At 61.6% G+C, this 23,741-nt stretch carries 21 protein-coding genes, 1 tRNA gene and 1 pseudogene; 19 read left to right on the top strand and 4 right to left on the bottom strand.

Features of this window, described 5'->3' with window-relative positions:
• The first annotated feature begins 68 nt into the window (after positions 1 to 68).
• The 11 genes and pseudogenes from AC5Y21_RS17450 (at position 69) to AC5Y21_RS17400 (ending at position 7,424) form a co-directional block, all read left to right on the top strand.
• The gene (locus tag AC5Y21_RS17450; RefSeq protein ID WP_499914064.1) at positions 69 to 1,160 is read left to right on the top strand and encodes an NAD(P)H-dependent amine dehydrogenase family protein; all 1,092 of its coding nucleotides are present in this window, start codon (positions 69 to 71) and stop codon (positions 1,158 to 1,160) included.
• Between the two features lie 101 nt (positions 1,161 to 1,261).
• The gene (locus tag AC5Y21_RS17445; protein WP_499914062.1) at positions 1,262 to 1,975 is read left to right on the top strand and encodes an SDR family oxidoreductase; all 714 of its coding nucleotides are present in this window, start codon (positions 1,262 to 1,264) and stop codon (positions 1,973 to 1,975) included.
• Positions 1,976 to 2,075: 100 nt separating this feature from the next.
• The gene (locus AC5Y21_RS17440; protein WP_499914060.1) at positions 2,076 to 3,332 is read left to right on the top strand and encodes an Nramp family divalent metal transporter; all 1,257 of its coding nucleotides are present in this window, start codon (positions 2,076 to 2,078) and stop codon (positions 3,330 to 3,332) included.
• Positions 3,333 to 3,429: 97 nt separating this feature from the next.
• Entirely contained in the window at positions 3,430 to 4,527 is a 1,098-nt protein-coding gene (locus tag AC5Y21_RS17435) for a poly-gamma-glutamate hydrolase family protein (RefSeq protein WP_499914058.1), read from the top strand.
• A 32-nt stretch (positions 4,528 to 4,559) separates the two neighbouring features.
• Entirely contained in the window at positions 4,560 to 5,378 is an 819-nt protein-coding gene (locus tag AC5Y21_RS17430) for an LLM class F420-dependent oxidoreductase (protein ID WP_499914056.1), read from the top strand.
• A gap of 35 nt (positions 5,379 to 5,413) precedes the next feature.
• Positions 5,414 to 5,557 (top strand): annotated as a pseudogene (locus tag AC5Y21_RS17425) (antitoxin); the annotation flags it as partial.
• A gap of 7 nt (positions 5,558 to 5,564) precedes the next feature.
• The gene (locus AC5Y21_RS17420) at positions 5,565 to 6,002 is read left to right on the top strand and encodes a type II toxin-antitoxin system VapC family toxin (protein ID WP_499914054.1); all 438 of its coding nucleotides are present in this window, start codon (positions 5,565 to 5,567) and stop codon (positions 6,000 to 6,002) included.
• Positions 6,003 to 6,104: 102 nt separating this feature from the next.
• A complete protein-coding gene (locus tag AC5Y21_RS17415; RefSeq protein ID WP_499914052.1) occupies positions 6,105 to 6,353 on the top strand; it encodes a type II toxin-antitoxin system Phd/YefM family antitoxin in 249 nt (82 codons plus the stop codon).
• A 1-nt stretch (position 6,354) separates the two neighbouring features.
• Positions 6,355 to 6,750, top strand: coding sequence for a type II toxin-antitoxin system VapC family toxin (locus AC5Y21_RS17410; protein WP_499914050.1), 396 nt, complete (start codon positions 6,355 to 6,357; stop codon positions 6,748 to 6,750).
• A gap of 142 nt (positions 6,751 to 6,892) precedes the next feature.
• Positions 6,893 to 6,965 (top strand) — tRNA-Arg (locus tag AC5Y21_RS17405).
• Between the two features lie 231 nt (positions 6,966 to 7,196).
• Positions 7,197 to 7,424, top strand: a complete 228-nt coding sequence (locus tag AC5Y21_RS17400; protein WP_499914048.1) for a helix-turn-helix domain-containing protein — start codon at positions 7,197 to 7,199, stop codon at positions 7,422 to 7,424.
• Here AC5Y21_RS17400 and AC5Y21_RS17395 read toward each other — a convergent pair.
• On the bottom strand, positions 7,398 to 8,801 hold the full coding sequence (locus AC5Y21_RS17395) for a hypothetical protein (protein ID WP_499914046.1): 1,404 nt from the start codon (positions 8,799 to 8,801) through the stop codon (positions 7,398 to 7,400). The two genes, AC5Y21_RS17400 and AC5Y21_RS17395, sit on opposite strands and share 27 nt — an antisense overlap.
• A 304-nt stretch (positions 8,802 to 9,105) precedes the next feature.
• Here AC5Y21_RS17395 and AC5Y21_RS17390 point away from each other — a divergent pair, with 304 nt between their 5' ends.
• Genes AC5Y21_RS17390 through AC5Y21_RS17380 form a run of 3 tightly spaced genes read left to right on the top strand, consistent with a single transcriptional unit; the run spans position 9,106 to position 11,917 of the window.
• Positions 9,106 to 9,795, top strand: coding sequence for a hypothetical protein (locus AC5Y21_RS17390; RefSeq protein ID WP_499914045.1), 690 nt, complete (start codon positions 9,106 to 9,108; stop codon positions 9,793 to 9,795).
• Between the two features lie 32 nt (positions 9,796 to 9,827).
• Positions 9,828 to 10,679, top strand: coding sequence for a hypothetical protein (locus AC5Y21_RS17385; RefSeq protein ID WP_499914043.1), 852 nt, complete (start codon positions 9,828 to 9,830; stop codon positions 10,677 to 10,679).
• Positions 10,679 to 11,917 carry a DNA adenine methylase gene (locus AC5Y21_RS17380; protein ID WP_499914041.1) on the top strand — a complete coding sequence of 413 codons (1,239 nt, stop codon included), beginning with the start codon at positions 10,679 to 10,681 and terminating at the stop codon, positions 11,915 to 11,917. Before AC5Y21_RS17385 ends, AC5Y21_RS17380 begins: the two co-directional genes overlap by 1 nt.
• A 367-nt stretch (positions 11,918 to 12,284) precedes the next feature.
• Here the strand turns inward: AC5Y21_RS17380 and AC5Y21_RS17375 are convergent, their stop codons facing one another.
• Positions 12,285 to 13,466: a hypothetical protein gene (locus AC5Y21_RS17375; RefSeq protein WP_499914039.1), complete on the bottom strand. Its 1,182-nt coding sequence runs from the start codon at positions 13,464 to 13,466 to the stop codon at positions 12,285 to 12,287.
• A gap of 274 nt (positions 13,467 to 13,740) precedes the next feature.
• On the opposite strand from AC5Y21_RS17375, the gene AC5Y21_RS17370 reads away from it, so the two are divergent.
• The 3 genes from AC5Y21_RS17370 to AC5Y21_RS17360 all read left to right on the top strand — a co-directional run bounded on the left by AC5Y21_RS17370 (position 13,741) and on the right by AC5Y21_RS17360 (position 17,506).
• Positions 13,741 to 13,944, top strand: a complete 204-nt coding sequence (locus AC5Y21_RS17370) for a helix-turn-helix domain-containing protein (RefSeq protein ID WP_499914037.1) — start codon at positions 13,741 to 13,743, stop codon at positions 13,942 to 13,944.
• A 328-nt stretch (positions 13,945 to 14,272) separates the two neighbouring features.
• Positions 14,273 to 14,971: a hypothetical protein gene (locus tag AC5Y21_RS17365; RefSeq protein ID WP_499914035.1), complete on the top strand. Its 699-nt coding sequence runs from the start codon at positions 14,273 to 14,275 to the stop codon at positions 14,969 to 14,971.
• Positions 14,972 to 15,319: 348 nt separating this feature from the next.
• Complete coding sequence (locus tag AC5Y21_RS17360) at positions 15,320 to 17,506, top strand: AAA family ATPase (RefSeq protein ID WP_499914033.1); 2,187 nt, start codon at positions 15,320 to 15,322, stop codon at positions 17,504 to 17,506.
• Between the two features lie 1,208 nt (positions 17,507 to 18,714).
• On the opposite strand, the gene AC5Y21_RS17355 is transcribed toward AC5Y21_RS17360, so the two are convergent.
• The gene (locus AC5Y21_RS17355) at positions 18,715 to 19,989 is read right to left on the bottom strand and encodes a tyrosine-type recombinase/integrase (RefSeq protein ID WP_499914031.1); all 1,275 of its coding nucleotides are present in this window, start codon (positions 19,987 to 19,989) and stop codon (positions 18,715 to 18,717) included.
• A 425-nt stretch (positions 19,990 to 20,414) separates the two neighbouring features.
• Between AC5Y21_RS17355 and AC5Y21_RS17350 the strand changes: the two genes are divergently transcribed.
• A complete protein-coding gene (locus tag AC5Y21_RS17350) occupies positions 20,415 to 21,368 on the top strand; it encodes a dipeptidase (protein ID WP_499914029.1) in 954 nt (317 codons plus the stop codon).
• An 11-nt stretch (positions 21,369 to 21,379) separates the two neighbouring features.
• Here the strand turns inward: AC5Y21_RS17350 and AC5Y21_RS17345 are convergent, their stop codons facing one another.
• On the bottom strand, positions 21,380 to 21,778 hold the full coding sequence (locus tag AC5Y21_RS17345) for a hypothetical protein (protein ID WP_499914027.1): 399 nt from the start codon (positions 21,776 to 21,778) through the stop codon (positions 21,380 to 21,382).
• A gap of 717 nt (positions 21,779 to 22,495) precedes the next feature.
• Between AC5Y21_RS17345 and AC5Y21_RS17340 the strand changes: the two genes are divergently transcribed.
• A complete protein-coding gene (locus AC5Y21_RS17340) occupies positions 22,496 to 23,740 on the top strand; it encodes an acetyl-CoA acetyltransferase (RefSeq protein WP_499914025.1) in 1,245 nt (414 codons plus the stop codon).
• The last annotated feature ends 1 nt before the right edge of the window (position 23,741 follow it).

Below are 23,741 nucleotides of genomic sequence, written 5' to 3'. Positions count from 1 at the left end.
GCACGCACGGCGTGTCGGGTGCTTTTGCGTCTTCTCGCGGTCTCATCCAGACCCCTAAGGAGCCCGTCATGGCCATACCCGTCGTCCAGCTTGGCACCGGCAACGTCGGCATCCACTCGCTGCGCGCGCTCATCACCAACCCGGACTACGAGCTCACCGGCGTCTGGGTGTCATCGGATGCCAAGGCCGGCAAGGACGCCGCCGAAATCGCCGGCCTTGCGGAGTCGACCGGCGTGAAAGCCAGCACCGACCTGGACGCCGTATTGGCCACCGGTCCGCAATGCGCGGTCTACAACGCCATGGCCGACAATCGGCTGCCCGAGGCGCTGGAAGACTACCGGCGTGTCCTGGCAGCCGGGGTGAACATCGTCGGCAGTGGGCCCGTCTTTTTGCAGTGGCCGTGGCAGGTACTGCCCGAGGAGCTGATAAAGCCACTGGAAGACGCTGCTCGCGAAGGTAATTCGAGCCTGTACGTCAACGGTATCGACCCGGGCTTCGCCAACGACCTGTTGCCGCTGGCCTTGGCCGGCACCTGCCAGAGCGTCGAGCAGGTGCGGTGCATGGAGATCGTCGACTACGCGACTTATGACAGCGCCGTCGTCATGTTCGACGTGATGGGCTTCGGTAAGCCGATGGACGATATCCCGATGCTGTTGCAGCCCGGCGTGTTGAGCCTGGCGTGGGGATCGGTGGTCCGGCAGCTTGCGGCGGGCCTGGGTATTTCGCTGGACGAGGTCACCGAAACCTACGTCCGGGAACCGGCACCGGAAGCCTTCGACATCGCCTCGGGTCATATTCCCGAAGGCAGCGCCGCGGCGGTGCGGTTCGAGGTGCGCGGCATGGTCGACGGCGAGCCCGCCGTCGTGCTGGAACACGTCACTCGGCTGCGTGAGGACCTGTGTCCGGATTGGCCCCAGCCCGCGCAGCCGGGCGGTTGCTACCGCATCGAGATCACCGGCGAACCGTCCTACGCCATGGATATCTGCCTGAGCAGCCGCAACGGCGATCACAACCACGCCGGGCTGGTCGCAACCGCGATGCGGATCGTCAACGCGATCCCGGCCGTGGTGGCTGCCGCACCGGGGATCCGCACGACCCTCGATCTGCCCCTGGTCACCGGGCGCGGGCTCTTTGTGCCGAGCAGACGCAAAAGCCCGTGATTCGGCCCCGGATTAGGGGCTTTTGCGTCTGCTCGGCGGGGTGAAACAATTGCGTTCCTTTCGGCGTTGCGATCAGAGTCGTTGCGCCGAAAGGGGATCCCATGTCGAATCGTCGATTTCTGATCACCGGAGCGTCAAAGGGCATTGGCCGCGAGGTGGCTGACCGGTTGGCAGCCGGGGGACACCAGCCGATCGGCCTCGCCCGGTCTGCGCCTTCGGATTTTCCCGGGCAGTTCCGCGAGGTCGACCTCGCCGATCGGGCCGCGACCGCGAAAGCCCTCGAGCGGATTGTTGCCGAAGGCTCCGTCGACGGGGCGGTCAACAACGTGGGTTTGGCGCGCTTCGGCCGCATCGGCTCGATAGACCTTGACGATCTGTTCGCCACCTATGACATGAATGTGCGCACCGCGGTTCAGGTGGTGCAAGCGGTGCTGCCCGGCATGTTGGCCAATAAATGGGGTCGCATCGTCAACGTCACCAGCTTGACGACGCTCGGGGTCGCAGAACGCACTCCGTACGCCGGCGCGAAGGCCGCGCTCGAAACGGCAACGCGTATCTGGGCCGGTGAGCTTGCCTCCACTGGCATCACCGTCAACGCGGTAGCTCCCGGACCCATCGAAACCGAGATGTATCGCGAACGTAGCCCCGTGGGATCGGAGCGCGAATCCCGCCTGCTCGAAACCATTCCGCTGCGCCGGGTTGGCACTCCCGCTGAGATCGCCCATGTGATCTGCATGCTCTTGCATGACGACGCCGGGTACCTGACGGGTCAGATCGTTCGGGTCGACGGCGGCGGCAGCATCATCTCGGCCTAACGCGCCGGCGAGCAGACGCAAAAGCCCGTGATTCGGGCCCGGATTAGGGGCTTTTGCGTCTGCTCGCGGTCCTTCGGTTAACCTCACTTTCCTATCCGGGTTGACGAAATTGAGGGTCGAAACGTTGGCGCAGGGCACTCAGACCTCGCTCAAGACGAGCTGGTATCTGCTCGGTCCAGCCTTCGTCGCGGCCATCGCCTATGTCGACCCCGGAAATGTCGCGGCCAACGTCAGCTCCGGCGCGCAGTACGGCTACCTGCTGCTGTGGGTCATCGTCGTGGCCAACGTGCTGGCGGGCCTGGTGCAATACCTGTCGGCGAAGCTCGGGCTGGTGACCGGTCGCTCGCTGCCCGAGGCGATCGGCAAGCAGATGAGCCGCCCGCTGCGGCTGTCGTTCTGGTTGCAGGCCGAACTCGTGGCGATGGCGACCGATGTCGCCGAAATGGTCGGCGGGGCCATCGCCTTGCACGTGCTGTTCAATCTGCCGCTGCTGGTGGGCGGGGTGATCACCGGCGCGGTGTCGCTGCTGTTGCTGATGGTCAAGGACCGTCGCGGCCAGCTGTTGTTCGAGCGTGTCATCACCGGGTTGCTGCTGGTGATCGCGGTCGGCTTCGCGGCCAGTTTCTTCGTCGCGACTCCCCCGCCCGGCGACGTGCTCGGCGGACTGGTGCCGCGGTTCCGCGGTACCGAGACGGTGCTGTTGGCCGCCGCCATCCTGGGCGCCACCGTGATGCCCCACGCGGTTTACCTGCATTCGGGTCTGGCCATCGACCGGCATGGACATCCCGAAGAGGGCCGACACCGCCGTCACCTGCTGCGAGTCACCCGCTTGGACGTAGTCCTGGCGATGGCGGTCGCCGGAACGGTGAACGCGGCGATGCTGCTGGTCGCTGCGATCAACCTGCAGAACCACGGCGTGGCGGCTTCCATCGAGGGTGCCTACACGGCCATCCACAACACCTTGGGGGCCACCATCGCGGTGCTGTTCGCGATCGGGTTGCTCGCGTCCGGCCTCGCGTCGTCGTCGGTGGGCGCGTACGCCGGCGCGCTGATCATGCAGGGGTTGCTGCACCGGTCGATCCCGATGCTGGCGCGCCGCTTGATCACGCTCTGCCCGGCCGTGGCGATTCTGGCGCTGGGCTTCGACCCGACGCGCACCTTGGTGCTCTCCCAAGTCGTGCTGTCTTTCGGGATACCGTTCGCGGTGCTTCCGCTGGTCCGGCTGACCAGCAATCGCAAGCTGATGGGTACCGACACCAACCATCCCGTCACCACCGTCGTCGGCTGGGCGGTGGCGATCATGGTCAGCCTGCTCAACGTCGTGCTGATCTATCTGACGGTGAGCGGGGCGGCGTAGCGCGCAGGTCAGACCGTGCGGCAGGATGGAAAGCGTCGTCAACCGTGAAGGCTTGCGGGGAGTTAGCTTGCGTCAACATATTTCGGTGACGGGCTGAATGCCGGCCCGCCGCCATTCTTATTTCGCATACGGTTCCAACCTGTGCGTCAGGCAAATGGCAGCGCGCTGCCCCGACGCAACGGATCCCCGCCCCGCGGTGCTCAACGATCATGACTGGCTGATCAACGAGCGTGGCGTTGCCACCGTCGAACCGTTCGTCGGCAACCAGGTGCACGGCGTGCTCTGGCAGGTGTCCGACCACGACATGACCGCCCTCGACAGCGCCGAAGGGGTACCGGTGCGCTATCGGCGCGACCGCCTGACCGTGCACACCGGCGTCGGGCCGGCACCGGCGTGGGTCTACATCGATCATCGCGTGACTCCGGGTCCACCCCGGCCCGGCTATCTGTCGCGGATCATCGACGGCGCCGTGCACCACGGGCTGCCGCAAAGCTGGATCGACTTCCTGCATCGCTGGGACCCCGTGCATTGGCCGCGGCCAGTAGTGCCGTCTGCGGATGGGCCGCATTCACTTTCGGCACTGTTGATCGAGCCGGGGGTGGTCGAGACCAGCCGGCTGCGGTCGCGTTTCGGCTTTCTCGCCATTCACGGCGGCGGCCTCGAGCAGATGACCGACGCAATCGCCGAACGCGCTGCCGAGGCGGCCGGGGCGTCGGTGTATGTGCTGCGGCATCCCGACCGATACCCGCACCACCTGCCGTCGGCCCGTTTCAACCCGAGCGAGTCAGCTCGGCTGGCCGAGTTCCTGGAACACGTCGACGTGGCGGTCTCGCTACATGGGTACGGCCGCATCGGACGCGGCACCCAACTGCTGGCCGGAGGCCGCAACCGCGCACTGGCCGCTCACGTGGCCCGGCATATCGACCTGCCGGGATACGAGGTTGTCACGGATCTCGACGCCATCCCGCCTGAACTGCGGGGTCTGCATCCGGACAATCCGGTCAACCGGGTGCGCGAGGGTGGGACGCAGCTGGAGCTGTCGGTTCGAGCCCGGGGTCTCAGTCCGCGCAGTTTCGCCCCGTCGACGATGCGGGCCGGAAAGGGCCGGTCTAACCATGGTTCGCGCGACGACGGCTGGCCACCAGTCACCACAGCCCTGGCGCAGGGCTTGGTGGCCGCGGCACGGTCCTGGTAAGTGTTACTTAGATCGTTTAACGGAGGTAGTCGGTGGCCAAGGACTTTCGCTTCGCGCTGAGCATCCGCTTCTTCAAATCCCGCGTGGCATTGGAGGAGACAGCCAAACGCGTGGAAGACCTTGGGTTCGACGCGATCTGTGTGCCCGACCATCTCGGCGCGGCTGCACCCATGCCGACGCTGACCGCCGTGGCGATGGTGACCACGAGGCTCCGGCTGAGCATGTATGTGCTCAATGCCGCCTTCTACAAGCCGGCCCTGCTGAGCAGAGATCTGGGCGCTCTGGACCAGCTCAGCGGCGGACGTCTGGAGATCGGGCTGGGCACCGGTTACGCCCGTGAAGAGTTCGACGCCGCCGAACTGCCTTATCCCAGCGCCGGAGCCCGGGTCGACTACCTCGAGCACATGACGAAGTACCTTAAGCAGCACCACCCGACCACACCGATCCTGATCGCCGGCAACGGCGACCGGGTACTGACCCTGGCCGCTCGGCATGCCGACATCATCGGCCTGACCGGTTCCCGTGTGCGCGACGTCGACGACCCCCTGGCCGAACGCATCGAGTTCGTCCGTAACGCCGCCGGTGGCCGCTTTGACCCACTGGAGCTGAACCTGGCGATCACCGCCGTGCCGGCCGAGGGCGAGACCATGCCGGACTTGTCAATGACGCGCAGGTACGCATCGGAGCTGTCCGATGAAGAGTTGTTGGAGCTGACTTCGGTGCTCAGTGGGTCACCCAGCGAGATGGCCGATACGTTGACCGGCTATCGCGAGAAGTACGGCGTCACATCCTTCACCGTGCAGGACAAACATATTGACAACTTCGCGAAAGTGATCGCTGAGCTGCGGTGATATTGATGCACTTTCGATACAGATGTAAATTTGATGTTCGTCGCGGACTTGAGCACATGGTGCAGATTTATCCGCGACGCGACGTGGCTTCCGACACCTGGCAGCCGCCCACACCGCGCCGCCTCGGTCCGTTTCGTGTGTCCGAAGACGCGTGGCGCGAGCTCGCCAACAAGGCCTGAGTCACCCGTGCTCTCGATCGATACGAACGTCCTGCTGTATGCGCAAAACCAGGATTGCCCCGAACATGGCGCCGCCGCCGCCTTCCTCGTTGAGAGCGCTGGTCGGACGGACGTCGCAGTTTGTGAGCTCGTGCTCATGGAGCTGTATCAATTGCTGCGGAACGCTGCGGTGCTAACGCGGCCGCTCGACGGCCCCGAGGCGGCGGAGGTCTGTCAGACGTTCCGTCGTAACCGGCGGTGGGCGCTCATCGAGAACGCCCCGGTGATGAAGGATGTGTGGGTATTGGGGGCAACGGCCGGAACTGCTCGCCGGCGCCTATCTGACGCTCGCCTGGCGCTGACCTTGCGCCACCACGGTGTCAACGAGTTCGCCACTCGAAATGTCAACGACTTCAGTGACTTCGGCTTCTCACGCGTGTGGGACCCGATAACGCCGGCCCGCTGACCCGGCTTGTTGAGAGCGTTTGCGCGCAGATTTGGAACCCGCCGCTCACCTGCGCCTTCGCCACTGTAGCGAGCTGTAGCAGAGATTGCTACGATTGCCTCCATGGCTAGGACGATCGCGCAGCGCGACCTCCGCAATGACAACGCGAAGGTGATCAACGCGGTAGCGGCGGGTGAGACGTTCGTCGTGACGCGCAATGGCGAACCGGTGGCCGAACTTCGGCCGATGCGGGCCGTCCGCCGCACATTCATCACTCGCGATGAACTCGCGGCACTGGCCGGCGCAGCGGTGCGCATTGATCATCGTCAGTTCCGCGCCGACCTGGACCGGTTGATTGACCAGGGTCTGTGAGGTGACATCTGGCCTTTTGGATACGTCGGTCGTGGTCGACTGGCACGACCCGGTGGTCATTGCCGCGCTGCCCGACGAGCTGGCGATTTCAGCCATTACCGCTGCCGAGTTGGCCGCTGGTCCGCTGCTGGCTACGGCGCCGATCGAGGCGGCCAAACGCCAGGCCCGATTGCAGGAGGTGGAGTCGCGGCTGGAGCCCATCCCGTTCGACGGGGCCGCCGTGCGCAGTTACGGGCTCATTGTTGCCGCCGTAGTGCGCGAAGGTCGAAAGCCGCGAAGTAGGTTCGCGGATCTGTTGATCGCCGCGACGGCGCACGCCAATCGCCTAGATCTCTACAGTCGAAACGCCGAAGACTTTTCGGGGCTCGAGGAACTGATCCGCGTCGTCGCGGTCTGACGACCGACGTTGCCTGTCGCTACTCAACCGGTCCGGCGCCGATCGCCGCAACGGCGACACCGCCGCTGACCACGCATGCCGCAACCGTCGTGTGGCCCTCGTTATGCCACCGAGGTTTCGTAAGGTATTCAAGGACGTCCCCGCCCTCGTAGCTCAGGGGATAGAGCACGGCTCTCCTAAAGCCGGTGTCGCAGGTTCGAATCCTGCCGGGGGCACAGTTTCTACCTCGACAAATGTCGCCTTTCGGGGTGCCGTACCTATCCACTACCCATGTTGCCGCCGCGCCAGCGGTGCCGAGAAGGTTGCTGGCCTCCCCGCCACGGTTGGCTCGCTTGGTATCGCTCGGGCGGCGCAATTGGCCTGGCCTGCGCAGACGGCGCGGGTTCGCGCAGTCTGCTAATCTCGGCGCTGCGGGAGGATGGTAACTCCGGAAAGGTTCATCCTCCATGTCCAAGTTCAGTTCTGGCGCACAAGGCTCCAAAACCGGTGCTACCGATATCTCCTCGCGTCGACTCATCTCCACGACGAAGGCAGCCGACCGTCTAAACGTGTCGCCCGGCACCATCCGGCAGTACATCGCAGACGGCAAGCTGCGCGGTTACAAGATCGGCAGACTGATCAAGTGCGACGTCAAAGAGGTAGACGCACTAATCGTCACTATCGACAACAGCTGAGCCGTCGTCGTTGTCCTCTGGGTCCTCCCAGCCCTGGAAGCTGTCGGCAAAGGCCAGCACCCTCGGCGCAAGCGGGCTCAGCTTTGGGCACATATTGCGGCGGGTGAAGCCCGGTCCGCTCTGCAGCGCACGTTGTCCCTGTACGCCATCGGGATACCGGGCCAAGAATTCCCGAACCGTCGCAGCGTCTGCCCCTGCATCGGGGTAGAGGATCCGATCAAGCCTCTCCTGCAAGGGACCCATTTGAGGCTGTACGGCTTTGATCATGTCCAGGACGCTGGGGTCAGACGTCATGGCTTCCAACTCGTTCCGCTTCAGCCAGGGCTTTCCCCGTTCCTCTTTAGTGAAATCAAACATGTACTGGCGATCCATGTACACGTTGACGGCGTTCTCGCCATCGAGGCTTGCCGTGAAGTCGTACTTGAAGGCGTTGATGTCGCCGTGCAGCAGGGCATCGCGCATTTTGAGCAGCCAGCGATACTCGAAGGAGTCGGCTTTGAAGTCATTGAATAGGGTCAGCACGGCCTGTTCCTGCGGCGTTCGGCGGGCGAAGGTGTCACGCACTGCGCGAACCGTTTGATCCTCATGGCTCTGTAGGGCACTGGTGAAGCTGATCAGCGCTGAGCGCACCTTGCGCCTGCGCTCATCCCACGCATCTGCATCGAAGATCCCGATCTTGTTGTCTCGCAGATCCTCAAGGATCGAAACCAGCTGATCGAGAAAACGGTCGCTCTCATCGGAGATGTGTACCAGCAGTTCACTGTCCAGCATCTTCCGAAGCCGTTCGTACGCATCGCGATACCGCTTGTCTTCCTCTTCAGTCAACGAACACACCTTCTCGAAAATCGGGGCATCAGACCGGTTGGGATCCAGATGGACCAGGATCGCGCCGTAGGGGTCTGCTTCGGCCTCTGCGTCCTGGGCTTCCAGCTCGGCGTTGCGCCTGCCAAGGGTTTCCTGTGCCTCTTGCATTTCCTTCGCCCCTGCCGCGATGCGTTGCTGTACTTCGTCGGCTGGCGGTAGGCCATCGGAAAGCCAGGGCTTACAACGAGATAGCACATCGTCCAGCGCCGTCTTGAAGAGAGGCTGGGCGGTCTCGCGCGTGTAGCGATCCCGAACGTCAGGTGTGTCAGCCCAGTCCATAATCACCACTGTTGCCGCCTGAGTTACTGCGACTACGGCTTCCAGTGCCAGCAGCATCGAGGAAGACTTCGCCGGAACCAAGTGTGGTAGGACCGCGTCGTTCAGCGCCTCAAGCGCGTTGTTGGCGAAGTCTGTTGCGTTGTCGCCCTCGACGTCGTTTAGCGCAGCGGTGAAGGCTTCGAGCCGTTCGATCCAGTCTCGTACCCGCTCTACTTCTTCCTGCTCGTCGTCCACGTTCGTACCTTCCTCTGTACTGTCACATCGTTTGTGGCTCCCTTCTCGTGGGCAGCCAAATAGACTTGCACACCGGTCCGACAAGTGCACGCACCGCCGCGCGGCGTGTCGTCAGCGGTGTACTGTCGTCAATGCAGCGGTTCCGCGACGCGGGGGCAGTTGGATGCTTAAAGAGCCCGTGGTTGCTCGGACACGTCGGATTACCAGCCGTGTCCCCACAGAAGAGAGCCGACTGAGAGCGCACCCCGCTGGGCGCTAGGTGAGCAAGGGGTCTCCTTATCTGCGCCTATCGGTAGGGGTACCTATGTCTCTCGACGACGACGCCCGCTCATTCGGGCACCACTCTAAACAAGGCGGTTGGCGGCTAGGTCTGCTGGTCGTCCGCAACGTGCACGTGTCCGATGACGAACGCGGCCGCAGTGATCTTGTTGCCGACTCCCATGGAAAGGTCACTGCGAACCAGTTCGCAGAGAAGGCGGGGGTGAGCGCAAGAACCGTACTGCTGTACTACAAAGCGTGGCAGATGGCCGCCAAGGACGGGAAATGTACACCAGCTGAGGAACTGTCGCCCGGCGACGAAGATCCAAACATCAACTTTGAAGAAGACTACGACGACATGCGGGACGAGTGGCTGACGTATTACCGGAAGACCAAGGGACCCAAAGCTGCAACACCTGATGAGCAGTCGCGACCCATCGCCTCGCAGCGACCGACCGGCACACCGCATACACCGCAGGCACGATGCAAGTTCGCCGTGAAGTCGATTCTAGGCATCGACTTAGCAGCTGCCGAAGACCTACGGGAGCTAGCACACCACCTGCAGGAGGCCCGGAAACTCATTTGCGAGCGGATAGATCAGCTGCTTGAGCGGATCGAGGCAGAACCGGTGAGCCTGGACACGGGGCCATCTACGGCTCCGGGACCCGACGCTCTTGATGGCGATGGCGGCGCGCCCTGCGTCCTTAAGCCGGACTGTCGTCCGTGCCCGATATGATCTGCGCATCCAGCCGACCGAGAGACTAGGTGATGACGGAAGCCGAGGATCTATATCTCGATTTCACAACCCGCCTAAGTCTCTTGATCTCACAGCATCCTCAGTTGATCGTTACGACGCTGTCGAATGTCTTCACCATGCGATTGATCGGGAACAAGACGCACGGCGATCTAGCTGAAGTTGCAATTTCCGAATTCATTAATCAATTTATGTATGACTTCGAGTCTAAGCACGTAGGGAAGGACCTCTTCCGGTCTAAGCAACTAGAAGAGGACATTCTAGTTAGGAGCTTGGTTACAGGCGACACGCTTCCTATTTCGTTGAAAGCGTATGGCGACGGCCCACTCCAGCTCTCAACAGATAAAGAAGCCGCAATGTTCCCGTATCTTGAGGCCCTAGGCGTTCAAGAGATCACCGATACCGCCCTCATCGCTCAAGTCTTTGATGATGTGGCGTTTAAGGGCTTCAGTGGAATAAACGTCCTTCCACTGATCTATGACGAAACCCAAAAGAAGTGCAACATCCTGGTCTTTGATTCTCGAAAGGCCAAAGAAAGTACGGCTCGTATTATCAAGGTCTCCGAGGGGCGAGGCCGTCGGCATCCAGTCTGGCGGTTCGAGACAGGTGATAGTAAGTACATCTGTGAAGTCCGGTACGGCGGCGCGTCAGCCAACGCTCTTCAACGCGGCCTTTGGACCCATACTAGGAACGCCCTGCCCTTCTTCCGATCGATAACGAATGGCTGGATCGACTACTCACACAACCTGACCCTAACTGAATTACTTGCGAAAGCACTGAACGCGACTGAAGAGGGTCACGCCGCTGCATTGAGGGAGATCGAAAGTGACCTCACTCGAATCAAAGAAAGGGAAGGCATACCGTAATGTCCCCTGAGGAGCCGACTCTCTTTGACGTATCGCCAGTCACTCACGGCGACATTGCTCCGGTCAGCCACCGGGCCCGAAAGAGGCGAAACGGCAACGCCGCCAACCCGATGCTCGTCGAAGGGCTGAATGAGGATGTGCGGACTCAAGGCATCAAGTATGCCGGCTCTAAGAGGAAGATATTGCCGCACTTGCTCCGGATGGTTCGGGACTTGCCCGTACGCACGGTGTTCGATGGATTCTCAGGCACGACACGAGTATCCCAAGCCTTCGCGAAGACCGGTTATACCGTAATTTCGAACGATAGAGCCGAATGGTCTGGGTGCTTCGGAACCGCGTACCTTCTCAATCGAAAGCATCCTGCGGACTACCATGACTTGATCGAACACCTAAACAATGTTGCGCCCGTTGAGGGTTGGTTCACCGAACACTACGGCGGCGATGACTTCAACGGTTCTGCAATTCAGCCGGACGGCAGTAAACGCCTCTGGCAGAGGCACAACACGATGAAACTAGACGGAATTCGGTCCGAGATCGACAATCTGGGGCTTGATAACACAACGAAGGCTGTTGCTCTAACTTCGCTCATATTGGCTCTCGACGCAGTCGATTCTACGATGGGCCACTTTGTTTCGTATCTGAAAGAATGGTCCCCGCGCTCGTACCTTGACCTAAAGCTAGATGTTCCGCTCTTGTGGGAGAATGACAATGTTGACCATCGAGTGCTCAAGGAAGATGTTTTCGATTGTTTGAGCACCGTTAATTCCCTGGCTGACCTGGCATATTATGACCCGCCGTACGGCTCAAACAATGAGAAAATGCCTCCTTCTCGCGTCCGTTATCAGTCTTACTATCATGTTTGGACGACAATTATATTAAACGACGAACCTGACATATTCGGTGCCGCGAAGCGGCGCGCCGACACATCCGACACCATCGCGGGATCGGTTTTCGAGGAATTTCGCAGAGGTGCATCCGGTCGATTCGTCGTCATTGAGTCGATTGATCGACTCATACGAGACACGTCGTGCCAATTCATCGCGTTGTCTTACTCCAACGGAGGCCGCGCGACGGCTGCAGAGCTTGATGATGTGTTGCGTTTGCACGGCAAGATTCGCAATGTCATCGAGCTTGAGTACAAACGAAATGTTATGTCGGGTATGCGCTGGACGAATGAATGGCTTAAGGAAGACGAAGGAAAGAACGTCGAGTACATCTTCCTGCTCGAAAAAGGATAAGACTGACAGAGCCAAGGTCGCCCAGAATCGCCGTCGGTCCTATCGGGACCTTTTACATCGGTGATGCCGCTACCTCCGACTCACACCGATGACCGGGTCGCATTTCGGCGATGTGCCCCTATATCTCCCGCCTTCGGACGGTGCCTTTACGCGGACAGACTTCGGCTCGATGCCGCCTCCCCAGCTGAACTCGGACACATCGGGTTCGGCGTTGGGGTCGAGCGGAGGCCTGATGTTGCTATTCATCTGACGTGCCTTCCTGCGCCTCTCCCGCCACGGCTGATAGCCCAAGCGTTGCGCTGGCCTGTGCTATCGCCACGATCACGTCGGCCAAATTGTCGTGAAGCCAATTCGATGCAGTCATGGCTTACATCGGGATCGACGGAGCGACGTAGCTGCCGGTGGCCTTGATCTGCGTGACCACAGCTGCACCTCGGTGCCGCGTTCCGACTCCGATGCAGCGCGCCCAGAAGCTTTCTTGCAGGGGGTAACCGGGCCGCAGGCCAGGAATGGTCCGCAAGCCCTGGTAAGTGGTGTTGGTGTGCTGGCGAACGCTTACAGCATTGTTGGGGCTGTTGGCGCCATTGGTGGCCACGACGAGCAGGTACTTGGCGGGAATGTATTGGCTGCGCACGATCCACAGCGGGCCGTAGCTGCCGTCAATCTTCAAACCGGAGTACTCGGCAGGCGCGACATCGCCCACAATCTCGTTGGGAGTGTAGTAAGCCGGAGCGCCTTGGCTGGGGATGAAGTCATGCCGCGCCACGACGGTGTTGTTGGACACCTCGCCAGCCCGGAACGACGAGACTTCATCGGCTTCTACCGGGTTCATGAAGGCGATCAGCCGCGTGCTGGGATCTACGCCGTACCCGTGCTCTTGCACATGGTTAATGGCCGCTTCCAGGTCTCCGCTGTCGATATCGGTGCTTCCGCTCACCAGATAGTGGGTGTGGCTGGCGTCGAAAGTGCGGCCCAGATACGGCGGTGGCACCATGCCGTCAGCACTCCACAACGGGTAGCAGGTGTGTCCAAATTCGTTGACCTGCGGTGCCGGATTGAACAGACGATTGACGATGAGTCCGTTCACAAGCTTGTTGTCGGCAGCGATAGCGTAGTTGGTCACCGCGCGAATCTGTTCAGCGGTGCTGTCTCGCAGAAACTTCCAGGTGAACCGGCCGGCCTTGTCGTAGTCAACCAACGTATTGCCTAGCAAGATGGCGTTGCTCGGAGCTCGCATACTCTGGGGCTCGCCGAACTCCGAGGCCACCTCGAAACTCTCGTCCGCGATGCTCTGCGGAACGGCGTCTGCGGCGTTGATCGTGTAGTGGGACAGCAGGCTGGCGACTGCGCCGCGTTCGGCGTTCCACGCCGCTAGCACGGCTTGTACCTCGGCCCACAGCGCGTTGACGTCGACGCCGTCCGCCGTGGTGTTGACCAGAACGTCGCCCTCGGTACTGATACCGAGTCCTTCGCCGCCGAAGGGGGGCAGTGCCCAGAGTGACTGCAATAATTCAGGGTTGAAGCGGGGTTGTGTGTAGATGGCACTCACGTTGCGAGCCTTTCGTTCTCGCTACCTTGCGGTAGGTGGATGAAAACACCAGGCCCGCAACGCGGCGCGGGACTGAAAGGAAAGTGTCACCGCGCTGCGTTAGGTGCCGACATCATGCCCACTTGTGTGGGTGCACAACGCCGTAGCGGCTCCTCACCGCGTGCCAGCCATGATACCCCCGGTCGGCGCGGGGCGGGGCGGCCAACGCCGTTCCCGCACAACGTGATTCGGCTATACTCGGGATCGGGCGGCAACCGCCGGAAGGGCAGAACAAATGACTGCAGTAAAGACGTATCGACCGTTTCTGGATATCAATCAGGCCGCGGAGTACCTGCAAGACATGGGGTTTGAATCGTGCACCGCGCAGACGATCAAGTATCTGGCCTATGAGAAGGGTCTCCTGCCACGGCCGAAGGTTGTCGGAAGGCGCGCGTATTGGTCACGCGTTGATCTTGACCGTTTCGTTGAGAACCTGTGAGCAATCAGATGTACCAGGATCTTCCAACGGCCGATATCTTCGCGGTGCAGCTCCCCGGCGATGGACCGCCTCAGTGTCTTGGACGCGTAACCGTGCGGTGTCCCTTCTGCGCTCACTTGCACAGCCATCGGGTGTTCACCAACGATTCCCTGGTTTTCACTCGTACCGGGCCGTGCTCCACAAACACAGATGTGCGCAGGTACAGCGTGGATCTCAATACACAGCTCCCTAAACGCGATGTCTCTCAGCCACACCCTGTGTACGCAGCCGGCCAAGACCGAGACGACAACGCTTTCGATGTGCAAGTACCGAATTGGGAGGAACAGTCATGAGATTCGATGGCGAGTCGACCGACTCATCACGTCTGCAGGAGATGAACCAACTACTCTCACAGTCGAGAACCGGCAGGCCGATTCATCCCGAAGATTGGGCCGCTGCGAGCGACAGAGCCGACGAATTGAACGGGGTAGTCGCCGATGAGTTCTCGTCGCTGGACAACAATCTGATCGCGCAGAGGATGGCGGCGCACCTGGTGTCCAAGCACGCGATGATGTGGCCAGGCTTGGGCGAACGGTGGATTGATGACCGCTTCTGCCCTGGGTACGACGAGGGAGACCTAGACACCCTGACACGGTTGTACGCGCTGGTTTACACGACCGTCGTTGCCTATCCCCTAGACACCCCAGGGCAATACCGGCAAGTGGCCGAATACCTGTTGGAGTACGCCGAGTGCTGCCAGGCGGGTATCACCAAGGGCTGCCATGAGGCTGACCGGATGCCGTCCGAGTTCATCGCCGTTAAGCGCGGGGAGTACCTGTGCCTGTTCAGGATTTGTACGTCGTGCCTGGATGCCCTAGGCAGGCTAACCCCAGATAGCCCCGAATACGCGGGTCCACCCGAATGGAACGACGACCGCATCTGGGAGCCGGATTTCTTCGAGCTCTACTACAAGAGCCCTTGGTCGGATCAGCTCAGCGAGTGGAGGCCAGCCAATCCCAACGTCGACGACGACCCTTGGAGCAGCTAGTGATAGACGACGAGATCGTGCGGCTGCACCAGACCGGGCTTGTTACCGGCGCTATAGCAATTCGCCTCAGAGTCGAATCCAACTACGTACGCCGCGTGGTCCGCACACATCTGATGACTGTGGCGTCCGCGGCCAAACCGCAATACAGCGCAAAGACTGAGCGCCTGCAGAAAGCTCAAGCGAAGGTGACCAAAGCCCGAGAGGCGCTACGAGCGGCAGCAGCCGAGCTGGACAGACTAGACAGCTGACCAAAGTCAACAAAGGCGGTGAAGCCTAGGGATAGAAGGGAAGTGGCGCCACCCGAATTTGTTTGGGACAGAACGGATGACGCCACCGGAGTGAGAAGTGATGACAGAGTTTATACCGGCGACCGGCGCAGGTGTCCACCGTGCTAACGGCCATGAACCGCAAAGCCTTTCGGTGGAGTCCTGGCTACAACAGGCTGACTGGAACCTAGCCAACGGTTGGACCGGACCCCTGCCCATCGGCAAGGAACACAAAGGCAGGTACAAACTTCCGTGGGTATCTGCCCACCACGGTTGGGACGGTACGGACGCCGACCTCGACACCTGGCCAGAGCTTGCGGGCGACGCCGAAGGCCGTCGGGGTAACGGTGCCTACGGAATCCTGTCGCTTGGTGAGCGGCTGCCCGCTGGTGTGCTCGGTATCGACGTGGACGCGTATGACGGCAAAAACGGCAAGGCCACGCTAGAGGACTGGGAACAGCGGTGGGGTCCGCTTCCACCTACCTACATCGTCACCGCTCGCCGCGACGGGGTATCCGGTATCCGCCTGTACCGAGTACCGGAGAACTACTACCCCAAAGAGATACCGAACAGCGGCGTGGAATTTCTAGACCACCATCACCGCTACATTGTCGCTCCACCCAGCTGGCACCACACCGGCCAGCTATATCGCCTGCTCGTACCGAGCGGGAAACGTAGTAAATCAGGTGTTCTGCCGTCTATCGAGCGGATTCCCTGGCTTCCTGACAGCTATGTGCAGGGCTTGCCGGCATTAGCAACCAGGGCGGGGAGGGGTGACGCCTCAAGTAGTGAGGTAGCCGATTTCGCGGCCAAGTACGACGACGGCCCACAGCCGGACATGGTGCAGGTGATCATCCGACAGACCATCGACGCACCCGACGCAGACGGCACGCGTAACCCAACGCGGCACGCGCTGTGCTGGGCAGCCCGCGAAGCCAAGGGCAAGCGCTTCGGCTGGGACAACGCCGTCGAACAGATCCGCACGGCGGCAATTGCTGCCTACGAAATCCGCGGCCAACAGCTCGACCAGGAAGAGTTTGACCGCCTGGTCACCTTCGCCGTTGGAGAGGTCCGCGACACCAGCGAGCAAGAGCTGTACGACAAGTGGCAGTCACCAGACTTTCAAGGCGGTGACCCGTTCGACGACTCAGATCCCGATGCCAACGAGAAGCGGATCGAACAACTTGTTGCCAAGGAACTAGAGAGGCAGGAAGTCCGTCGCCGGGTCACCGAAAGAGCGGCAGTGGCCAAGATCGAAGTCAACGCTGACAGGGCGGTTGATGCACTGTCGTTCCTGACCGAAGAGTTAGACGGCGAGTCACTTTGGGGCCGTGGCTCCAAGGTCCTGTGGGCACCCGGTGAAGGGCTGATGATAGTCGGCCCGCAAGGCACCGGAAAGTCGACCATCGCGCAACAGCTGTGCCTGGCGCGGATGAAGCTGCGAGACACCGAGCTACTCGGGTTTCCGGTTGCCGCTGACGACAGACCGATTCTGTACCTCGCCATGGACCGTCGTGCTCAGATACGCCGCAGCCTGGCACGCATGGTGGATGTGGACGACCCCACGACGCGTCAACGTCTATCCGATCAGCTGATCGTGTGGCCGGGTCCACCGCCACTGAAAGCCAACGAGTCACCGGATGCCTTCTGTGAGTGGGTTCGCCGCCGTGGCAACAATCCCGGTCTGGTTGTCGTTGATTCCCTCAAGGACTTGCTGTCCGGTCTGATCGACGACAGCGACGGCATCGGCTTCAACGATGCAATGCAGCTGGTCCTCAACGAGCTACGTTGCGACTTTCTGACCCTGCATCACCAGCGCAAGGCAACGTCTGACAACCGCAAACCCAACAAGTTGAGCGACGTCTACGGAAGCGGATGGCTCACGGCCGGACAGGGCAGTGTGGTGCTGCTGTGGGGTGAGGCCGGTAGCGGCGCAGTCGAACTCAACCACCTCAAGCAGCCGCAGGAGAAGGTGGAAGCGTTCACGATTCATCACAGCCACAGCGTGGGTGCTAGCTCATCCATCGACGTTGAGTCCGAGCTACTTTCGCACGCAACCGTGGCGGGAGAGAAGTGGTTCAGTCTCAACGCCATTGGTCGCCGTGTTTATCAGCTGCGCGACGATGAGCGGTTGGATACCGCCCAGCGCTCGAAGCTGCAGCGAGAGCTCAAGAAGCTTATGAACGAAGGTGTTTTGGAGCACCAGGCCGGTACTCGGGGCGGAAAGGGTGGCGGCGGAAAAGAGGCTCTATGGCGCGTAAAGACGTAACGGTCGAAGATCGCAGGGGTGCCGCGATCATCGCCGGTTTCAGCGTTAGCCCAGGTCGGCGCGGCTCAGTTGGCGAAGATCGCATAGTTGGCGCACCAGCAATCGAAAACCGGTCGAAAACCGCACTGCGGTTACGGGATACGTTTGCGCAGATCAGAGTCGAAAACCGGGGCGAAAAGCGGAGCGATCACCGCCTACACACCAGCAACGCTCGCAGGCGAAAATCGCCGCGCCCCTTTAAAGGCGCGGTTTTCGCTCGCGCCGTGTGCTCCGCCATGGCGGATGAAAGACGACAGAAGGAGTCGACCAATGACAGGCGATGACAACATCATTGACGTTGAAGCTGAGGAGATACCGGATAGCCCGGACAATCTGCCTGCAGTAGTACCTAGGCGCAGTATTGAAGACAACGGTACCCATGGAAGCACGGAACCCGTGTCAGCGGGGCACGAGACTGCCGAGCGTCCCTCTACGCCCCGTGACTGGTCTACGTACTCTAGGCCAGAACGCAGATGCACCGCACATTCGTCTCGTACCGGCGAGCAGTGCAAGAATGTTGCGATAAAGGGACACAACGTTTGTCGCTTCCACGGTGGCGCTGCGAAACAGATCAAGCGGGCCGCTCAGACGCGCCTGGACAACGCGGCTGAAGTCATGGCGAAACAACTACTGGGACTGGCACTTACGGCCGAAAGCGAAGGCGTCCAGCTGGCTGCCGTCAGGGATGCGCTAGACCGAACTATCGGCAAGGCACCAACCACAGTCGAGATAGGACCCACTAAGCCGTACGAAGAAATCTTTGAAGGTATCTCGGGTCTCAGCCGCGAAGAGTCTAGAGCGCGTAGGGGTTTGGAACCGGACAGCTACTCGCCGGCTGCTGAACCTGTGGAAGGCCGTAGCTACGCTACTGCAGAGTATGACGCCGTACCCTCTCCCGCCAAGGCTGCTCAGGCTCATTCGCCGGATGCCCCGCCACGACAGCCTAGGCCGCGCAACCCCGACCGCGACCGGCACGCTCAGCCACCCGCTCGGCACATCTCAGGCGACGCCGCGTACGAGGTCAGCGGTCAGCTGCACCGCCAGCTGGCTATCGAGAGCCCGCACAAGCGGTACCCACGACCGTAGGCAGGCAGGTAGTTAACCTGCGGCAGACAGTGCTCAGACCTGGGCAGACAGCCCTAGTAGACCGGTAGCTACCTATCCGCTAACTATGCGCGCGGTGTCGGGTCGTACGAGTCAGGGTCGTCCATGCCTGCGCATGTGGGCTCAGGCCGGTTCTTCGCCGCCTCCAGCTCTGCTAACGCATTGGCGCTCAAATTCGCGGCAACGACTGCGTCCCTACCGTCCTGGCTGTGCTGGTAGCGCAGAGCCGCCTCTACCGTCTTGTGCCCGAGACGCGCCATGTTCTCCGTCAGGGTCGCTACCTGAGCGTTCTTGCTGCCCGCGAACCGCCGCAGATCATGGGCCGAGAGATCATCTCTACCTACACTCTTCGCCGCGCGCTTGAAGGTGTCGTTGAACACCCGGTCGTGAACGTGGCAGCCACCACGGACAGGTGTGAAGAGTAGAGCCTCATTGCCTTTCGCGACGTGTCGCTCAAGGTGGCCGGCAACATCGGCGCGGATATGCGGCGGAATCGTGACTACGCGCGTGTCTTCGTTGCCCTTGGTGCTGTCGATGCGGCACCTGTCCGCCTTAGCAACACTCCCCTTCTCTGCCGCGTGAGGATCACTGCGGTGTGTGACCGCCCGTGTCACCGTGAGCACACTGCAATCGCTGTTCAAGTCCTTTCGCCGTAGCTCCGATACCTCACCGAAGCGCAGGCCACACCATGCTGCCAGCAGGACCAGTACCCGAAACTGAGCCGTACCGTCATCTGCCCCTAGCTTGTCGGCGATGGCGTGCAGCTCCACCGTGGAGGCGATGCGTACCTTTCGCTTCGGTTTGGCGTTTGTCGCCCCCACGATTTGGCACGGGTTGCGATCCAACAGACCGTCTCTGACGGCGGTATTGCAGATCATACTGAGCACGCCATAGGCGTGGCTGTTCCTGGTCGGTTTCTTCGCATCCAGTGCCGAGTACCAGGCCCGAACGGCGGTGGTGGTGATGTCGCGGACAGCCAGCCTGCCCAGCTTCGGTTCGATCAGCTGAGTCCACTTGGCTTCGTATTCCAAACGCGTGCGTGGCTTGAGCAGACGCTGGTCAATGACCGTTTTACCGTACTCGCTCAACGTGAGAACCTTGGCCTTCTTCTCGGTGGCCCGCTCGGCAGGCGGCTTCCACGTCTCCCCTGTGGCTAGGCAGCTCTCCTTGTAGTCGCGCTCTCGCGCCAACCAGCGTTCGGCGTTCATTCGAGCGGTGAAAACCGTAGGCGCGTAGTGCCGACGTTGGTCCGGCCCGATGTAACTGGCCTGGTAGCTAGGGGTTTTGGTGCGCTGCTTCTTGATGTTGCCCCATGCTCGGTGTCCCTTGGTGCCCGCCACGGTTGCCGCCTTCCTTGCATATCCTGCGGAGAGTCGGCTGTACCAGCGTAGTTGCTGGGAGCTACCTATCCGCTACCTATGCAGAGCCATCTTAACCCACGCGAGATGAGCGAACTGAGCGACCGCTCAGCACTCGAAATACCCAGTGGCCGAGATGTTTTCGCAAGTCAGACTACCTGAGAGCGGCGGGCGCGCAGGCAGGTTCGAATCCTGCCGGGGGCACGTTTTCCCCGTATTACCTCGGCTGATGCTTGACAGTTTGTCTTCGGCTGATGCCTGACAGTGTTTCGGCTGATGGTTGACGGCTGTTTCGGCTGATCCTTGACACTCCCTAGATGAAGGGAGTTCGAGTCGAGCACGCCGTCACCGCAGAACCAACATCGGCAAGTACACGGGCCGGCCACGATGATGCAGTATCGGTATTCATGACGTCGCTGCTGTGGGATCAGCATGTCTGTCTGCCGTTGCGGACCGAAACCGACGTCGATCCGCTGACGCGCTACCACCGAAGGGGCGGCGCATTCGTATCTGTCAATGTCGGGTATTCGCCGCACAGCTTCGACGACACGATGGCGCTGCTGCGCCACTATCGCGCCGCCATCGACGCACACCCCGATCTGGAGTTGGCGGCCGACGTCGACGATGTCGCAACCATCACGGGTGCCGGCCGTATCGCGGTGGTATTCGACCTGGAAGACTCCCGTCCCCTCGATGACGACATCGACAACCTGGCCGTACTGGCCAACCTCGGCGTGCGTACTCTCCTGCCCACCTACAACCACGCCAACCGTGCCGGAAGCGGCTGCCTAGACAGCAACGATGGTGGTCTCACCGCGTGGGGACGTTCGATCGTCACCGAGATGAACAGGGTCGGTATCGTCCCGGACGGATCGCACTGCAGCGCCCGTACCGGCCTCGATATGTGTGAAACCTCTACTGGCCCAGTCATTTACAGCCACTCCTGCATGCAGACGGTGTGGGATCACCCGCGCAACATCACCGACGACCAGGCGCGGGCCTGCGCGGCCACCGGTGGCGTCGTCGGAATCACCGGCGTCGGCATCTTCCTCGGCCCCAACACCCCCACCCTCGACGCCATGACCCGGCACCTGGAATACGCCGTTGACCTGGTCGGCATCGACCACGTCGGCATCAGCTCGGACTTCTCTTTCGACTACGCCGACTTCGTCGAAGAACTCACGCGCAATCCTCAACTGTTCGACGACAGCTATACGCGTTGGGGACCGATCCAGTGGATGTCGCCGGAAACGCTGCTGATGCTCGGCGATCACCTCAGCAGCAAAGGGTGGGCCGACAGCGATATCCGAGCCGTGCTTTGCGGCAACTTCTGCCGCGTCGCGCGACGAGCATGGCGCTGACGCGACGCTCACTACAGCCCGGGCAAGCAGAGGGGGAAGATACACGGCGAAGTAGGAGGCGTCTGCTCTTTCCGGAGAATGTCAGCCAGCCTGACGACCGCCACCCCCAACATCGCTTCCACTTCCGGCCGCTGCTCGGGAGGCAAATTGCGGGTCTCCCTATCCACGACGGTGACCTGCTGCTGTAGCCCTGCTATCCGCCGATTTCGCTCATCGGGGGTGAGGCCGTCCCACTGATCGTCCAGTTCGGTGATCTGCCGCAGCAACTCTTGAACCTCCGACTTGGGGTCCTGCTGGAGCTTCGGAATCGGGGTCAGCGCCGGTTGCGCCGTCAACTCGGCCTGGGCGGGACTCGCTGTCATCAGCGTGCCTGCCGCCAGACACGCCATCACGGTCGCAGTGATCTTCATGACGGTTCCCTTCTGCGAGGTAGTCGGCGATCTGGCGCTAAAACGTTGAGAATTAAGGCCTTAGTGGCTAAGGAAACAGCTGGCACAACAGTGATGATTCGGATCGGCAGCGACGGTACCTGCGGTGAGGCCCAATCCGGCCACCGCAAAACCACCGGACAGCAGCGCGCCGGCAACTAACCGCATCACCCCGCGGCTGGCAGTCATGTTGTGCTTCCCTTGTCCATGGTGTCGCCTTGATTGCTGCACTTAGGCTCCCCCGCAACGCTTGTGAGTCCATCGCGGAATCCTTGCGAATTTCTTGCGACGTTCGCGCGCGCGGCGTTGGCGACATGTGGTCAGACTTCGGGAACCCCTCTGCCCCCATCTGCCGCAGTCGAACGGGCAGGATCAGTTGTGGTCAGAACAGGCTTCTGAAAATCACTGCGAAGCAGGCGGTTTGACATCACCCGGGATATCGGCCGACGCGCACCGGATCGTGTTCACCCGTGTCTTCGCAGTTCAGGCCGTTCCGATTGGTACCTGCCGCGCGGACCGCCCGGACATGTTTGCCAACGGTCGCGGAGGGTAATGCCCCTTGGGAGGCTGACGCGTTAGCCGGCTGACGCGTTCCTCTAGGTCCCGTCGGTTCAGCCCGAGAGCCGACGGGGCCGCCACTACTTCTCCGGCATGCTCCGATTTTCCGACGAGCGATTCGATCTGTTGTACCGTCCGCATATGGAAGGCTCTTCAGGCTCGGCAGCTGTGTGGATTCTCGGTGGGTACCAGAGCGACTTTGCCCGTAACCTCACGAAAGAGAAACGCGACTTCGCGGCCCTGACCGCGGAGGTAGTCGACGCCACGCTGGACTCGGCGCGGATGGAGGCCGCTGACGTCGGGGTCGTCCACATCGGCAACGCCTTCGGCGAGATGTTTGCCAGCCAGGGTCATCTAGGGGCGATGCCGGCCACGGTTTGCGACGAGCTGTGGGACACCCCGGCCACACGCCACGAGGCCGCGTGCGCGTCGGGCAGCGTCGCGGCGCTGGCCGCGATCGCAGACCTGCGGTCCGGCGCATACGACAGCGCGCTGGTCGTGGGCCTCGAGCTGGAAAAGACCGTCCCCGGCGACACCGCGGCCCAGTATCTCGGTGCGGCCGCGTGGACCGGGCACGAGGGAGCCGACGCGCGCTACCTGTGGCCCTCGATGTTCGCTCAGGTCGCCGACGAGTACGACCGGCGGTACGGCCTGGACGACGCGCACCTGCGCGCCATTGCGCAGCTCAACTTCGCCAACGCGCGCCGCAACCCCAACGCCCAGACCCGCGGATGGACGATCCCCGAACCGATCACCGACGACGACGCGACCAACCCGATAACCGAAGGCAGGCTGCGTCGGTTCGACTGCAGTCAAATGACCGACGGCGGAGCGGGATTGGTGCTGGTCAACGATGCCTATCTGCGCGATCACCCCGATGTTCGTCCGATCGGCCGTATCGACGGCTGGGGACATCGCACCGTGGGGCTGGGTCTGCGGCAGAAGCTGGAACGCAATGTCGAAGACCTCTACGTGATGCCGCATGTGCGGGCTGCCGTGCTCGACGCCCTGCGGCGCGCGCAGGTGACCCTCGACGACGTCGACGGGTTCGAGGTGCACGACTGCTTTACCCCGAGCGAGTACCTGGCGATCGACCACATCGGGCTGACCGGACCCGGAGAATCGTGGAAGGCCATCGAAAACGGCGAGATCGAGATCGGCGGACGGCTGCCGATCAACCCCAGCGGAGGACTGATCGGCGGCGGGCACCCCGTCGGCGCTTCCGGTGTGCGGATGCTACTCGACGCGGCGAAACAAGTCAGCGGCGCGGCCGGCGACTACCAGGTCGAGGACGCAAAAACGTTCGGGACCTTGAATTTCGGCGGCAGCACCGCCACCACCGTGAGTTTCGTTGTTGGAAGTACACGAGGCGCAAGAGGCATATGAC

The organism is Mycobacterium sp. NGS41 (assembly GCF_059812725.1).
Note: the sequence above shows the minus strand (reverse complement) of the source record. Positions and strands in the feature narration are given on the sequence as shown.